The following is a 14,777-nucleotide window of genomic DNA, read 5'->3' as shown; positions in this document are numbered from 1 at the left end:
CCAACAGTTGCCACCCTACCCGTATCAGCAAGCGCCGCCGAGCGCAGAGAGAGCCTGTATGACCGTCAACCTCAAAACCCCCGAGGACATCGCTGGTATGCGTGTCGCCGGCAAACTGGCCGCCGATGTGCTGGAAATGATTGCCGAGCATGTAAAACCGGGCATTACCACTGATCAATTGAACCAGATCTGCCACGACTACATCGTCAATGTGCAGCAGGCCATCCCTGCCCCGCTCAACTACAAGGGCTATCCGAAGTCGATCTGCACCTCGATCAACCATGTGGTCTGCCACGGCATCCCGAACGACAAACCGCTGAAAAACGGCGACACCCTGAACATCGACGTGACAGTGATCAAGGACGGCTATCACGGCGACACCAGCCGCATGTTCCACGTCGGCGAAGTACCGGTCTGGGCCGAGCGCCTTTCGCAGATCACCCAGGAATGCATGTACAAGGCCATCGAGATCGTCAAACCTGGCTGCCGCCTGGGTGACATCGGTGAAGTCATCCAGAAGCATGCGGAAAAGAACGGTTTCTCGGTGGTTCGCGAATTCTGTGGTCACGGCATCGGCAAGGTGTTCCACGAAGAGCCACAGATCCTCCACTACGGCCGCGCCGGCACCGGCATGGAACTGAAGGCCGGCATGACCTTCACCATCGAGCCGATGATCAATCAGGGCAAGGCCGACACCAAAGTATTGGGCGACGGCTGGACGGCGATCACCAAGGACCGCAAGCTCTCGGCACAGTGGGAACATACCCTGCTGGTAACCGACACTGGCTACGAGATCTTCACTCTGCGCGCCGACGACACCATCGCGCGCATTTCGGCCTGATCCCCAGCACGCTCTCAGCCTTTTACAGAAGGAAAGCCAATCGATGCCGCAGGTGGATCCCGAACTCTTCGACCGCGGCCAGTTCCAGGCTGAACTGGCCCTGAAAGCGAGCCCCATAGCGGCGTTCAAGAAGGCTATCCGCCAGGCCCGCGAGGTGCTCGACACACGTTTTCGCTGCGGCCGTGACATCCGCCGGCTGATCGAAGACCGCGCCTGGTTCGTCGACAACATCCTGCAAAAGGCCTGGGAGCAGTTCAACTGGAGTGAAGACGCCGATATCGCGCTGGTCGCGGTCGGCGGCTACGGCCGAGGGGAGTTGCACCCTTACTCGGACATCGATCTGCTGATCCTGCTGGACAGCGCCGATCACGAAGTTTTCCGCGATTCCATCGAGCGTTTTCTGACTTTGCTGTGGGACATCGGCCTCGAAGTCGGTCAGAGCGTTCGCTCGGTCGATGAATGCGCCGAAGAAGCCCGCGCCGACCTGACAGTGGTCACCAACCTGATGGAAAGCCGCACCATTTGCGGCCCCGAGCGTTTGCGCCAGCGCATGCTGGACGTCACCAGTACCGCGCACATGTGGCCAGCCAAAGAGTTCTTTCTGGCCAAGCGCGCCGAACAGAAGACTCGCCACCACAAGTACAACGACACCGAATACAACCTGGAACCCAACGTCAAAGGCTCGCCCGGCGGACTGCGGGACATTCAGACGATTCTTTGGGTTGCCCGTCGTCAATACGGCACTCTCAACCTGCGCGCGCTGGCCGGCGAAGGCTTCCTGGTCGAGAGCGAAAACGCCTTGCTCGCCTCTTCGCAGGAGTTTTTGTGGAAGGTGCGTTACGCCCTGCACATGCTGGCCGGACGCTCTGAAGACCGTCTGCTGTTCGATTATCAACGCACCATTGCCGGGTTACTGGGTTTTGAAGGTGACGACGCCAAGCAGGCCGTCGAAAACTTCATGCAACAGTACTTTCGCGTAGTGATGAGCATCGCCCAGCTCAGCGACTTGATCATCCAGCACTTCGAAGAGGTCATTCTCGCACCGGAGGACGAAGCACCGCCGCAACCGATCAACTCGCGCTTCCAACTGCACGACGGCTATATCGAGGCGCGCAGTGACAATGTATTCCGCCGCACGCCGTTCGCCATGCTCGAAATTTTCGTGTTGATGGCTCAGCAGCCTGAAATCAAAGGCGTGCGTGCCGACACCATTCGCTTGCTGCGCGAGTACCGTCACCTGATCGACGACAACTTCCGCAACGATATCCGCAATACCAGCCTGTTCATCGAGCTGTTCAAGTGCAAGGTCGGCATCCACCGAAACCTGCGGCGGATGAACCGTTATGGCATTCTCGGGCGCTACCTGCCGGAGTTCGGCTTTATCGTCGGGCAGATGCAGCACGACCTGTTCCACATCTATACGGTCGACGCACACACCCTGAACCTCATCAAACACCTGCGTAAGTTGCAGTACACCCAGGTATCGGAAAAATTCCCGCTGGCCAGCAAGCTCATGGGCAAGCTGCCCAAACCGGAGCTGATCTACCTCGCCGGCCTGTACCACGACATCGGCAAGGGCCGGCATGGCGATCACTCGGAAATCGGTGCGGTCGATGCCGAGGCGTTCTGCCAGCGTCATCAGTTACCGGTATGGGACAGCCGTCTGATCGTCTGGCTGGTGCAGAACCACCTGGTGATGTCGACCACGGCCCAACGTAAAGACTTGTCCGACCCGCAAGTGATCCACGACTTCGCTCAGGCCGTCGGCGACGAAACCCGCCTCGACTACCTGTATGTGCTGACGGTCGCCGATATCAACGCGACCAATCCGACACTCTGGAATTCATGGCGCGCGAGCCTGCTGCGCCAACTCTACACCGAGACCAAACGCGCCCTGCGCCGAGGCCTCGAGAACCCGGTGGATCGCGAAGAGCAGATCCGCCAGACCCAGAGCGCGGCCCTGGACATCCTGGTGCGCGGCGGCACCGATCCGGACGATGTCGAGCAATTGTGGGCGCAGTTGGGCGATGACTACTTCCTGCGTCACACAGCAGGCGATGTGGCCTGGCACAGCGATGCAATTCTCCAGCAGCCCACCGATGGTGGCCCACTGGTGCTGATCAAGGAAACCACCCAACGCGAGTTCGAGGGCGGTACGCAGATCTTCATCTATGCACCCGATCAGCACGATTTCTTTGCCGTGACCGTGGCGGCGATGGACCAGCTCAACCTGAACATTCATGATGCCCGGGTCATCACCTCGAGCAGCCAGTTCACCCTCGACACCTACATCGTGCTCGACACCGATGGCGACTCGATCGGCGACAACCCGGCCCGGGTCAAGCAGATCCGCGAAGGCCTGACCGAAGCCTTGCGCAACCCGGACGACTACCCGACGATCATCCAGCGCCGGGTACCACGCCAGCTCAAGCACTTTGCCTTTGCGCCGCAGGTGACGATCCACAACGACGCCCAGCGACCGGTGACGGTGCTGGAGCTCACCGCGCCCGACCGGCCAGGACTGCTGGCGCGCGTTGGCGGGATATTCCTCGAGTTCGACCTGTCACTGCAGAACGCCAAGATCGCCACGCTGGGCGAACGGGTGGAAGACGTGTTCTTCATCACCGACGCGCACAATCAGCCGTTATCCGATCCGCTGCTGTGCAGCCGTTTGCAGGATGCGATCGTCGAACATCTGAGCGTCAATCAGGAACCCGATATCAAACTGTCGCGCATCAGCATCTGACTGCGCGCCCGGATTAATCTGCTTTGCATTGAGACCCTGCACGAATGAACAACGCTCTGAACCAGCTCCAGCCCTACCCTTTCGAAAAGCTGCGCGCCCTGCTCGGCACCGTCACGCCGAATCCGGACAAGCGCCCGATCGCGCTGTCCATCGGTGAACCGAAGCATCGCTCGCCAAGCTTCGTCGCCGAGGCGTTGGCCAATAATCTGGATCAGATGGCGGTGTACCCGACCACGCTCGGCATTGCGGCGCTGCGCGAAGCCATTGCCGGCTGGTGCGAGCGCCGCTTCGGCGTGCCCACCGGCTGGATCGACCCGGCGCGCAACGTGCTGCCGGTCAACGGAACCCGTGAGGCGCTGTTTGCCTTCACCCAAACCGTGGTCAACCGGGGTGACGACGCACTGGTGGTCAGCCCGAACCCGTTCTATCAGATCTACGAAGGCGCCGCCTTCCTCGCCGGTGCCAAGCCGCATTACCTGCCGTGCCTGGACGAGAACGGTTTCAACCCCGACTTCGATGCCGTCTCGCCGGACATCTGGACGCGCTGCCAGATCCTGTTCCTGTGCTCGCCGGGTAACCCGACGGGTGCGCTGATCCCGGTCGAGACGCTGAAAAAACTCATCGCCCTGGCCGACGAATACGATTTCGTGATCGCCGCCGATGAGTGCTACAGCGAGTTGTACTTCGACGAACAGACGCCCCCGCCGGGCTTGCTCACTGCTTGCGTAGAACTGGGCCGCAAGGACTTCAAACGCTGCGTGGTCTTCCACAGCCTGTCCAAGCGCTCCAACCTGCCGGGGCTGCGCTCCGGTTTCGTCGCCGGCGATGCCGACATTCTCAAAGGCTTCCTGCTGTATCGCACCTACCACGGTTGTGCGATGCCGGTACAAACCCAACTGGCCAGCGTTGCCGCGTGGAATGACGAAGTGCATGTACGTGCCAACCGTGCGCTGTACCGCGAGAAATTCGATGCCGTATTGGAGATCCTCAGCCCGGTGCTGGATGTGCAGCGCCCGGATGGCAGCTTCTATCTGTGGCCGAATGTGCAAGGTGATGACGCGGCGTTTTGCCGTGACCTGTTTGCCGAAGAACATGTGACTGTGGTGCCGGGCTCCTATCTCTCCCGGGAAGTGGATGGCGTCAACCCTGGGGCTGGCCGCGTGCGCATGGCGCTGGTAGCCCCCTTGGCAGAATGCGTTGAAGCGGCTGAGCGGATTCGCGCTTTTATTACTCGCAAGCAGTAACTGTCCAAGTCTTGCGCCAGGCAACCTGGCGCAACGGCCTGATTAAAAGTTACACATTCACCCCATCAACAGTCTCCTGTCCGGCCGCCCTGAGTTATCCCTGTGCGCCAATACTCCAAACCCTGAAAAAAATGCAATAGCGGAACGTGGATCCAGCATAAAGTTACAACATCTGCCCCCAAAGAACGCCCAACCAGATTATCTTCGCATCCGCTTAAACAGGTTTGTCCAATGGATCAGGACAGACATTCACAACCAACACGGATGTTGATCATGCAAATATTCCACTATGTAGAACTGAAGCTGCAGAATAAAAACAACTGCACTGACTCGATCAATGAAGAACATACCGAAGACCGGGTACAACCGTTGTCTCAAGGACGTCACAAGCGCTCAGTCGCTTATGCCAACTATTTCTGGGAAAACGCCAGCACCCTTAAAATCTCTTTCGCCCACGATGTTCCTGTTGACCTGAGAGACCGAATCGAAAGGATCATTCGCCAATGGGAGCCTTACGTCAGTCTGGCCTTTGAAATCGTGGCGGATGACAAGGGGGAAATTCGCATCGCTGTGGGCGGCAAGGATAGCTACTCGACCATGGGGACAGAAGCACTCAACATCCACGCTGACCTTCCGACCCTGTGCATCGGAGTAGAACCGGACCACTTTGATTTTGAGCGCACACTGCTTCATGAGTTTGGTCATGCTTTGGGCTTTCATCATGCGCACCTGCACCCCCAGGCCAATATTCCGTGGAACAAACCGGTAGTTTATAACTTCTTCAAAACCAACTTCGGCTGGACCAAAGCACGAGTCAACCTTAATCTCTTTGATGTTGACCCGACCCAAACACTGTCTTTTGGCAAGTACGATAAAGACTCCGTCATGCACTACCACATACCAGACTTCATGACCTTGTCGAATTGGCAGACAAAAATAAATACAACACTCAGCGAAGGCGACAAGTTGTTTGCAAGTCAGACCTACCCCCCCATCAACTATCGCCAACTGCCTATTTGATCTTTCCCAGATTCGCCTCGCTCAAGTCCAGGTCAGCCAGCACTTCCCTGAGCACGTCATCGCCGATCCGGTGATGGCGACTCAGGCTATAGAGCTCAAGGCGCTGCGCCCGCAGTGCCTTCACACGCAAATGACGTTCCAGCAGATCCATCTGGAACGCCAGCGCCTGCGCTTCGGCGGAATCATTGAACACGTCCAGTTGATGGCGATATTCGGACATGATCCGGGCCTTGAGCTCTGCCGCCAACGCCGCTTGTGCAGCGTCCTGCGGGGGGAACTCTTCGGTTTCAAGCGCATGAATGGCCGCTTCAGCGGTTTGGCGCCAGGCATCGCGGACTTCCTGACGGCGTTTGTCGTCTGGACTCTTCTGGATTCCATGCAGCAACAGCGGCAGCACAATGCAGGCCGATATCAACGACAGCAGGATCACGCCGGCAGCGATGAAGATCAGCAGATCACGCTCAGGAAATGCGTGCGCCCCTATCAACATCGGTACCGACATCACGCCCGCCAGTGTCACCGCCCCGCGCACACCGCCGACGGTCAACAACCAGCAGGAACGGGCGGTGGGCACTTGTGTCAGCTCACCTTTGCCACGCAAACGCCGCAGCAGCACGGACAACCGCCAGATGCTTTGCACCCAGATAAACCGCAGCAGCACCAACGCCAGGAAAATCGCCACCACATCGAGGCAGCGATAAAACAACGTTGGCCACAGCGTCGGCTCATGGCTGACCACCGCCTTGATAATGTCCGGCAACTGCAAGCCCAATAGCAGAAAGATCAGGCCGTTGAAGGCAAACTCCAGCAGCGACCAGACGCTGCGATTGAGCAGTCGGGTGCTGGTCTGGCGCGGCAGCAGGTCGAGCCAGCTCTGCATCATCCCCGCCGCCACCGCCGAAAGAATGCCCGACACACCCAGGCGCTCAGCCAAAACGTACGCGGCGAACGGCAGCAACAACATGAACACCACATGGGTGGCCGGATCATCCCAGCCACGGGCGATCATCCAGGCGCGCCCGCGCCCGACCAACCAGCTCAATGCCACGCCAACGGCCAGCCCGCCGATTGCCACCACGACAAAGTCCAGGCTCGCATTGGCAAGCGAGAACACTCCGGTGACGGCTGCCGCCAAGGCGAACTTGAACGTCACCAGGCCCGACGCATCATTCATCAGTGCCTCGCCTTGAAGCATGTGCATCAGCGGCGTCGGCAGGCGGTTCTGCGAAATAGCCGAGACGGCCACGGCGTCGGTTGGCGACAACACGGCTGCCAGAGCAAAAGCCACGGGCAACGCAATCGTCGGCAGCAACCAATGAATGAAGTACCCGGCGCCGACCACGGTGAACAGCACCAACCCCACCGCCAGCGTCAGGATGGGCCCCCGCAGATGCCAGAGCTCGCGTTTGGGCATGCGCCAGCCGTCGGAAAACAGCAGCGGCGGCAGGAACAAAAACAGGAACAGCTCCGGGTCGAGCGCCACATGCAGACCCAGCGTCGGCCAGGCCAGCAAGGCACCGGCGGCGATTTGCACCAGAGGCAATGGCAACGGGATGACCCGTCCGAGCAAACGCGAGACGCTGACCAGCATCAGCAGGATCAGGACGGTGTAGGCAGTTTGCATAAAGCACAAATCTCAGGAGATCGACAGCGTTGAACTGCCATATTAGCCGCTTAGGATGCGCGTGACCGTTGCACCTACGTCGCAGTCTCGCCAACTCGCGCCCACAGGTTTTGCGCTTTACCCGAAGGGGCATGGCATAATCCCGGACCATTTTTTTCCAGCACCTGTAAAGGGGGCGATTCCTTGACCGTTTCAAGTAAAACGTTGCACCTTTTCGGCATCAAAGCCTGCGACACCATGAAAAAGGCGCGCACCTGGCTCGATGAACACGCTGTCAGCTACGACTTCCATGATTACAAAACTGCCGGTATCGACCGTGAACACCTGACCCAATGGTGTGACGAGCACGGCTGGCAAACGGTGTTGAACCGGGCAGGCACGACCTTTCGCAAACTCGACGACGAACGCAAAGCCGATCTCGACCAATCGAAAGCCATCGAACTGATGCTCGCTCAACCCTCGATGATCAAGCGCCCGGTGCTCGATCTCGGTGACCGAACCCTGATTGGCTTCAAGCCAGATATCTACGCGGCCGCACTCAAGTAAAGCAGCCCGTCACTTATTGCTAGAGGTATTCACATGTCCAACTCCCTGTTCAGCATCGCCTTCGGCGTCGGCACACAAAACCGTCAAGGCGCATGGCTGGAAGTGTTCTACGCACAGCCACTGCTCAACCCGTCGGCAGAACTGGTCGCGGCTGTTGCGCCGATCCTCGGTTACACCCAAGGCAACCAGGCCATCACCTTCACCACCGCGCAGGCTGCGCAACTGGCTGAAGCGGTCAAAGGCATCGACGCCGTTCAAGGCAAACTGCTGACCCGTCTGGCCGAGAGCCACAAGCCGCTGGTCGCCACCGTACTGGCCGAAGATACACAACTGACGTCGACGCCAGAGGCTTACCTCAAGCTGCACCTGCTGTCCCACCGCTTGGTCAAGCCGCACGGTGTGAGCCTGGCCGGGATCTTCCCGCTGCTGCCAAACGTTGCCTGGACCAGCCAGGGCGCGATCGACCAGAGCGAACTGGCCGAAATGCAACTCGAAGCCCGTCTGCGTGGCGAGTTGCTGGAAGTGTTCTCGGTGGACAAATTCCCGAAAATGACCGACTACGTCGTTCCGGCCGGCGTACGTATCGCTGATGCCGCGCGCCTGCGTCTGGGCGCCTATGTGGGCGAAGGCACCACCGTCATGCATGAAGGTTTCATCAACTTCAATGCCGGCACCGAAGGCCCGGGCATGATCGAAGGCCGTGTATCCGCTGGCGTCTTCGTCGGCAAGGGTTCGGATCTGGGTGGCGGTTGCTCGACCATGGGCACCCTGTCGGGCGGCGGCAACATCGTGATCAAGGTCGGCGAAGGCTGCCTGATCGGCGCCAACGCCGGTATCGGTATCCCGTTGGGCGACCGCAACACCGTCGAGTCGGGCCTGTACGTGACCGCCGGCACCAAGGTGGCGCTGCTGGACGAGCACAACAATCTGGTCAAGGTGGTGAAGGCCCGCGAGCTGGCCGGTCAGACTGACCTGCTGTTCCGTCGCAACTCGCAAACCGGTGCCGTGGAGTGCAAAACCCACAAGTCGGCCATCGAACTGAACGAAGCGCTGCACGCTCACAACTAAGCAGCCACCCGATCCCCTGTGGGAGCGGGCTTGCTCGCGAAGGCGTCCTGTCACTCAACAGCAGTGCTGAATGACACTACGCTTTCGCGAGCAAGCCCGCTCCCGCAGGGTCTGGCGTAAACCCCGCCCAAATTCACAGGGCTGAACAGATGATGATTCCCTCCCCGTGGCGCGCCGACTTCCCGGCCATCGCCGCACTGCAACGGCAAGACCAGACTTACCTGGACAACGCCGCCACCACGCAAAAACCCCAGGCCCTGCTCCACGCATTGGCGCATTACTACGCCAACGGTGCAGCGAATGTGCACCGTGCGCAGCACTTGCCCGGCGCCCATGCCACGCAAGCGTTCGAAGACAGTCGCCTCAAGGTTGCCCAGTGGCTCAATGCCGGTGACAGCGGGCAGATCATCTTCACCCACGGCGCCACCAGTGCGCTGAATCTCCTGGCTTATGGCCTGGAACATCTTTTCCATCCGGGCGATGAAATAGTCATCAGCGCCCTGGAGCATCACGCCAACCTGCTGCCGTGGCAGCAACTGGCGCAACGTCGCGATCTGAAACTGGTGATCCTGCCGCTGGATGACGACGGTTTGATCGACCTCGCGGCGGCGGTGCGTTTGATCACCCCGCGCACCCGATTGCTGGCGGTCAGTCAGTTGTCCAACGTGCTCGGCGCCTGGCAACCACTGCCCGCGTTGCTGGCCATGGCCAAGGCGCAAAACGCCCTGACCGTGGTCGATGGCGCCCAGGGCGTGGTACATGGTCGGCAGGACGTGCAGGCCCTCGGTTGCGACTTCTATGTGTTTTCCAGCCATAAGCTGTATGGCCCTGATGGCCTCGGCGTGTTGTTCGGGCGCAACAAGGCGCTTGAACACCTGAAGCCGTGGCAGTTCGGCGGCGAAATGGTGCTGGAAGCCAATTATCACGACGCGCGCTTCCGCCCTGCTCCGCTGGGCTTCGAGGCGGGCACGCCGCCGATTGCCAGTGTGATCGGCCTCGGGGCGACCCTCGATTATCTGGCTGGGCTGGATCAGGACGCGGTGTCTGCTCACGAAGCGGCGCTGCATGATTATCTGCTGTGCGGCCTCGCCGCTCGCAACGGCATTCGCGTGCTGGGCTCGCCGCAACTGGCGCTGGCCAGTTTTGTCGTCGAAGGCGTGCACAACGCCGATCTGGCGCACCTGCTCACCGAGCAAGGCATTGCCGTGCGCGCCGGGCATCACTGCGCCATGCCACTGCTCAAAAGCTTCGAGCTCGCTGGGGCGATTCGCGTATCGCTGGCGCTGTACAACGACTCCGAAGATCTGGAGCGCTTTTTTGAAGCGCTGGATCAGGCGCTGGAATTGTTGCGATGAGCCTGCCGATCGCCGCCGCGCAAGCGCTGCAAACCTTTCAGAATGCTGCCGGTTGGGAACAGCGGGCGCGGTTGCTGATGCAGTTCGGTGATCGTCTGCCGCCGCTGGGCGATGCGGATAAAAACGATGCCAACCGGGTGCATGGTTGTGAAAGCCAAGTGTGGCTGGTGGGCAAACTGCAGGACGGTTACTGGCAATTCAGCGCCAGCAGCGATGCGCGGATGATTCGCGGGTTGGTGGCGTTGCTGCTGGTGCGGGTCAACGGGTTGACTGCTGATGAATTGCAGCAGGTGGATTTGCCGGACTGGTTCAGCCAGTTGGGGCTTTCGCGCCAGCTTTCACCGTCGCGCAGTAACGGCTTGAATGCCGTGCTCAAGCGGATGAATGCGTTGGCTGTTTGATCGCCTTCGCGAGCAAGTTTGCCCCCACAGGGGAACGCATCCCAATGCGGGCTTGCTCGCGAAGGGGCCATCAGCCTCTGCATCAAACCTGAGGTTTGACTCGGTCAGCCGGGCGCCGAACACCCGCCACAAGCTTGTCCACAGCCTTGGTTGCCGCGACCATGCCAAACGTCGCCGTCACCATCATCACCGCGCCAAATCCACCGGCACAGTCCAGTTTGACGCCGTCGCCGACAAAGCTCTTCTGCAAACAAATGCTGCCGTCAGGCTTCGGATAGCGCAGTTGTTCGGTGGAGAACACGCACGGCACGCTGTAGTGACGGGTCACGGTGCGCGAAAAACCGTAATCGCGGCGCAACGTAGAGCGCACTTTCGAGGCCAACGGATCATTGAACGTGCGGTTCAGGTCGCAGACCTGAATCAGCGTCGGGTCAATCTGCCCGCCCGCGCCGCCCGTGGTGATGATCTGGATCTTGCGGCGTTTGCACCAGGCGATCAACGCAGCCTTGGCGTTGACCGCGTCGATGCAGTCGATCACGCAGTCGATGTTTGGCGTGATGTATTCGGCCATCGTGTCGCGGGTGACGAAATCCGCCACCGCGTGCACGGTGCAGTCGGGATTGATCCCGCGCAGGCGCTCGGCCATGACCTCGACTTTGGGTTTGCCGACGGTGCTGTCCAGCGCATGCAACTGCCGGTTGGCGTTGCTGACGCAGACGTCGTCCAGGTCGAACAGCGAGATTTCACCCACGCCGCAACGGGCCATGGCTTCCGCCGCCCAGGAACCGACGCCGCCGACGCCGACGATCGCCACATGGGCGGCGCGCAGACGCTCCAGGCCTTCGATGCCATACAAACGGGCGATGCCTGCAAACCGTGGATCTTCTGTACTCATGACCATTACCCCAAAAACCGGCGCGCATTATAGGGCTACGCAGCGACAAGTTTTAAGCTTCAAGCTACAAGTGTAAGAACTTAAGTCAACGCCGGTTGCCCAATGTCAGTCATTTCCCTGTCCGATGTACGACTGGCGAACTGCCGGTGTAGGATGCGCGCCCCTCTGGCGTACAGCCGACCGATCCTCCGTTCCACAGCCTTTGGAACCCGAAACAGCTATGTCATCGCGTAAATTTGGACTCAACCTGGTGGTGGTTCTGGCAATCGCCGCCCTGTTCACCGGTTTCTGGGCGCTGATCAATCGCCCGGTTTCTGCACCGAACTGGCCGGAGCAGATCGCCGGTTTCTCTTATTCGCCATTTCAGCAGGGACAATACCCACAGAAGGATCAGTATCCGTCTGATGAGGAGATGCGCCGCGACCTGGAGATCATGAGCAAGCTGACGGACAACATCCGCATCTACTCGGTCGACGGCTCCCTGCAAGACATCCCGAAACTGGCTGAAGAATTCGGTTTACGCGTGACCCTCGGGATCTGGATAAGCCCCGATCAGGAACGTAACGAGCGGGAGATCCAGCGCGCCATCGAACTGGCCAACACTTCGCGCAGCGTGGTTCGGGTGGTGGTCGGTAACGAGGCGATTTTCCGCAAGGAAATCACTGCCGAGCAACTGAGCGTGTTGCTTGATCGCGTACGCGCAGCCGTGAAAGTGCCGGTGACCACCTCCGAGCAATGGCACGTTTGGGAAGAACACCCGGAACTGGCCAAGCACGTTGACCTGATCGCCGCGCACGTGCTGCCGTACTGGGAATTCATTCCCGTCGACAAGGCCGGACAGTTCGTTTTCGACCGTGCCCGCGACCTGAAAAAGATGTTCCCGAAAAAACCGCTGCTGCTGTCCGAAGTGGGCTGGCCGAGCAACGGTCGCATGCGCGGTGGCGCCGACGCGTCGCCGGCGGATCAGGCGATCTACCTGCGCACGCTGGTCAACAAACTCAACCGCCAGGGCTTCAACTACTTCGTGATCGAAGCCTTTGATCAGCCGTGGAAGGCCAGTGACGAGGGGTCGGTCGGCGCGTACTGGGGCGTGTTCAACGCGGCGCGTCAGCAAAAATTCAACTTTGAAGGCCCAGTGGTGGCGATTCCGCAATGGCGCGTGCTGGCCATCGGTTCGGTGGTGCTGGCGCTGCTCTCGCTGACGCTGCTGATGATCGACGGCTCGGCCCTGCGCCAGCGTGGCCGTACCTTCCTGACCTTTATCGCGTTCCTCTGCGGTTCGGTTCTGGTGTGGATCGGTTACGACTACAGCCAGCAATACAGCACCTGGTTCAGCCTGACGGTGGGTTTCCTCCTGGCGCTGGGTGCGCTCGGGGTGTTCATCGTGTTGCTCACCGAGGCGCATGAACTGGCCGAAGCGGTGTGGACTCACAAGCGCCGACGAGAATTCCTGCCGGTGATCGGCGATTCGGACTACCGACCTAAAGTGTCGATCCATGTGCCCTGCTACAACGAGCCGCCGGAGATGGTCAAACAGACCCTCAACGCCTTGGCCAACCTCGACTATCCGGACTTCGAAGTCCTGATCATCGACAACAACACCAAGGACCCGGCGGTGTGGGAACCGGTGCGCGACTACTGCGCAACCCTCGGCCCGCGCTTCAAGTTCTTCCATGTAGCGCCGTTGGCAGGTTTCAAGGGCGGCGCGCTGAACTACCTGATCCCGCACACCGCCAAGGACGCCGAAGTGATCGCCGTGATCGACTCCGATTACTGCGTGCACCCTGACTGGCTCAAGCACATGGTGCCGCACTTCGCCGATCCGAAAATCGCCGTGGTGCAGTCGCCGCAGGATTATCGCGACCAGAACGAAAGCTCCTTCAAGAAACTCTGCTACGCCGAGTACAAAGGTTTTTTCCACATCGGCATGGTCACCCGTAATGACCGTGACGCGATCATCCAGCATGGCACCATGACCATGACCCGTCGCTCGGTTCTGGAAGAACTGGGCTGGGCCGACTGGTGCATCTGTGAAGACGCCGAACTGGGTCTGCGCGTGTTCGAAAAAGGCCTGTCGGCGGCGTATTACCACGACAGCTACGGCAAAGGTCTGATGCCGGACACCTTCATCGACTTCAAGAAGCAGCGTTTCCGCTGGGCCTATGGCGCCATCCAGATCATCAAGCGCCATACCCGCAGTCTGCTGCGCGGCCAGGACACCGAACTGACTCGCGGCCAGCGCTACCACTTCCTCGCGGGCTGGTTGCCGTGGGTCGCGGACGGGATGAACATTTTCTTCACCATCGGCGCTTTGTTGTGGTCGGCGGCGATGATCATCGTGCCGCAACGGGTCGACCCGCCGCTGCTGATTTTCGCAATCCCGCCGCTGGCGCTGTTCGTGTTCAAGGTCGGCAAGATCATCTTCCTGTATCGCCGCGCGGTGGGCGTGAACCTCAAGGATGCGTTCTGCGCGGCATTGGCCGGGCTGGCGTTGTCGCACACCATCGCCAAAGCGGTGCTGTACGGCTTCTTCACCAGCAGTATTCCGTTCTTCCGCACACCGAAAAACGCCGACAACCACGGCTTCTGGGTAGCGATTTCCGAAGCACGGGAAGAATTGTTCATCATGCTGCTGTTGTGGGGCGCGGCGCTGGGGATCTTCCTGGTGCAAGGCATTCCGAGCAACGACATGCGCTTCTGGGTGGCGATGCTGCTGGTGCAGTCGCTGCCGTATCTGGCGGCGCTGATCATGGCGTTCCTGTCGTCACTGCCAAAACCTGCCGCGACGCCTGAGCCGGCACCGGTCGTCTAAATACTCATCGATGCACTAAACGGCGGCCAATGGTCGCCGTTTTGCTTTAAGATAACCGCCATTTTGCGGGGCTTGGCGTGATACGCGGTCTGACTGACCGGACTGTATCCCTGTGGGAGCGGGCTTGCTCGCGAATGCGGTGTGTCATTAAAAGTTGATGTTGACTGGCACAATGCATTCGCGAGCAAGCCCGCTCCCACATTTAGTCCGCGCCCACATTCATGA

11 protein-coding genes are annotated in these 14,777 nt (G+C 59.8%); 9 read left to right on the top strand and 2 right to left on the bottom strand.

Annotated elements, in window-relative coordinates:
* The first annotated feature begins 58 nt into the window (after nt 1–58).
* From map to AACY02_RS02045, 4 genes are all read left to right on the top strand, one after another.
* A complete protein-coding gene (gene map / locus AACY02_RS02060) occupies nt 59–841 on the top strand; it encodes a type I methionyl aminopeptidase (RefSeq protein WP_339430543.1) in 783 nt (260 codons plus the stop codon).
* Between the two features lie 43 nt (nt 842–884).
* The gene (locus AACY02_RS02055; RefSeq protein WP_339430542.1) at nt 885–3,587 is read left to right on the top strand and encodes a [protein-PII] uridylyltransferase; all 2,703 of its coding nucleotides are present in this window, start codon (nt 885–887) and stop codon (nt 3,585–3,587) included.
* Between the two features lie 44 nt (nt 3,588–3,631).
* Nucleotides 3,632–4,831, top strand: coding sequence for a succinyldiaminopimelate transaminase (dapC, locus tag AACY02_RS02050; protein ID WP_339430541.1), 1,200 nt, complete (start codon nt 3,632–3,634; stop codon nt 4,829–4,831).
* Nucleotides 4,832–5,104: 273 nt separating this feature from the next.
* A complete protein-coding gene (locus AACY02_RS02045; RefSeq protein ID WP_339430540.1) occupies nt 5,105–5,851 on the top strand; it encodes a M12 family metallopeptidase in 747 nt (248 codons plus the stop codon).
* Here the strand turns inward: AACY02_RS02045 and AACY02_RS02040 are convergent.
* Nucleotides 5,844–7,475 (bottom strand): Na+/H+ antiporter, encoded by a 1,632-nt coding sequence (locus tag AACY02_RS02040; protein ID WP_339430539.1) that lies wholly within the window; start codon nt 7,473–7,475, stop codon nt 5,844–5,846. The genes AACY02_RS02045 and AACY02_RS02040 overlap by 8 nt on opposite strands.
* Before the next feature lie 183 nt (nt 7,476–7,658).
* Here AACY02_RS02040 and AACY02_RS02035 point away from each other — a divergent pair, with 183 nt between their 5' ends.
* The 4 genes from AACY02_RS02035 to AACY02_RS02020 all read left to right on the top strand — a co-directional run bounded on the left by AACY02_RS02035 (nt 7,659) and on the right by AACY02_RS02020 (nt 10,845).
* Nucleotides 7,659–8,021, top strand: coding sequence for an ArsC family reductase (locus tag AACY02_RS02035; RefSeq protein ID WP_003222107.1), 363 nt, complete (start codon nt 7,659–7,661; stop codon nt 8,019–8,021).
* 33 nt (nt 8,022–8,054) lie between these two features.
* Nucleotides 8,055–9,089, top strand: a complete 1,035-nt coding sequence (dapD, locus tag AACY02_RS02030) for a 2,3,4,5-tetrahydropyridine-2,6-dicarboxylate N-succinyltransferase (protein ID WP_339430538.1) — start codon at nt 8,055–8,057, stop codon at nt 9,087–9,089.
* Between the two features lie 149 nt (nt 9,090–9,238).
* Nucleotides 9,239–10,444: an aminotransferase class V-fold PLP-dependent enzyme gene (locus tag AACY02_RS02025; RefSeq protein ID WP_339430537.1), complete on the top strand. Its 1,206-nt coding sequence runs from the start codon at nt 9,239–9,241 to the stop codon at nt 10,442–10,444.
* Nucleotides 10,441–10,845: a SufE family protein gene (locus AACY02_RS02020; RefSeq protein WP_339430536.1), complete on the top strand. Its 405-nt coding sequence runs from the start codon at nt 10,441–10,443 to the stop codon at nt 10,843–10,845. Before AACY02_RS02025 ends, AACY02_RS02020 begins: the two co-directional genes overlap by 4 nt.
* Before the next feature lie 82 nt (nt 10,846–10,927).
* On the opposite strand, the gene tcdA is transcribed toward AACY02_RS02020, so the two are convergent.
* Complete coding sequence (gene tcdA / locus AACY02_RS02015) at nt 10,928–11,740, bottom strand: tRNA cyclic N6-threonylcarbamoyladenosine(37) synthase TcdA (protein ID WP_401160484.1); 813 nt, start codon at nt 11,738–11,740, stop codon at nt 10,928–10,930.
* A 220-nt stretch (nt 11,741–11,960) separates the two neighbouring features.
* Between tcdA and AACY02_RS02010 the strand changes: the two genes are divergently transcribed.
* Complete coding sequence (locus AACY02_RS02010; protein ID WP_339430534.1) at nt 11,961–14,552, top strand: glycosyltransferase; 2,592 nt, start codon at nt 11,961–11,963, stop codon at nt 14,550–14,552.
* The last annotated feature ends 225 nt before the right edge of the window (nt 14,553–14,777 follow it).

It is taken from the genome of Pseudomonas sp. EA_65y_Pfl2_P78, assembly GCF_963970495.1.
Lineage (GTDB): Bacteria > Pseudomonadota > Gammaproteobacteria > Pseudomonadales > Pseudomonadaceae > Aquipseudomonas > Aquipseudomonas baetica_A.
The sequence above is the reverse complement of the archived record's forward strand: the minus strand, read 5'-3'. Positions and strand labels throughout refer to the sequence as shown.

Bases quoted from the DNA above. Each gene is read 5' to 3' on its own strand.
- map (WP_339430543.1), top strand. From the start codon at position 59: ATGACCGTCAACCTCAAAACCCCCGAGGACATCGCTGGTATGCGTGTC.
- AACY02_RS02055 (WP_339430542.1), top strand. From the start codon at position 885: ATGCCGCAGGTGGATCCCGAACTCTTCGACCGCGGCCAGTTCCAGGCT.
- dapC (WP_339430541.1), top strand. From the start codon at position 3,632: ATGAACAACGCTCTGAACCAGCTCCAGCCCTACCCTTTCGAAAAGCTG.
- AACY02_RS02045 (WP_339430540.1), top strand. From the start codon at position 5,105: ATGCAAATATTCCACTATGTAGAACTGAAGCTGCAGAATAAAAACAAC.
- AACY02_RS02040 (WP_339430539.1), bottom strand. From the start codon at position 7,475: ATGCAAACTGCCTACACCGTCCTGATCCTGCTGATGCTGGTCAGCGTC.
- dapD (WP_339430538.1), top strand. From the start codon at position 8,055: ATGTCCAACTCCCTGTTCAGCATCGCCTTCGGCGTCGGCACACAAAAC.
- AACY02_RS02025 (WP_339430537.1), top strand. From the start codon at position 9,239: ATGATGATTCCCTCCCCGTGGCGCGCCGACTTCCCGGCCATCGCCGCA.
- AACY02_RS02020 (WP_339430536.1), top strand. From the start codon at position 10,441: ATGAGCCTGCCGATCGCCGCCGCGCAAGCGCTGCAAACCTTTCAGAAT.
- tcdA (WP_401160484.1), bottom strand. From the start codon at position 11,740: ATGAGTACAGAAGATCCACGGTTTGCAGGCATCGCCCGTTTGTATGGC.
- AACY02_RS02010 (WP_339430534.1), top strand. From the start codon at position 11,961: ATGTCATCGCGTAAATTTGGACTCAACCTGGTGGTGGTTCTGGCAATC.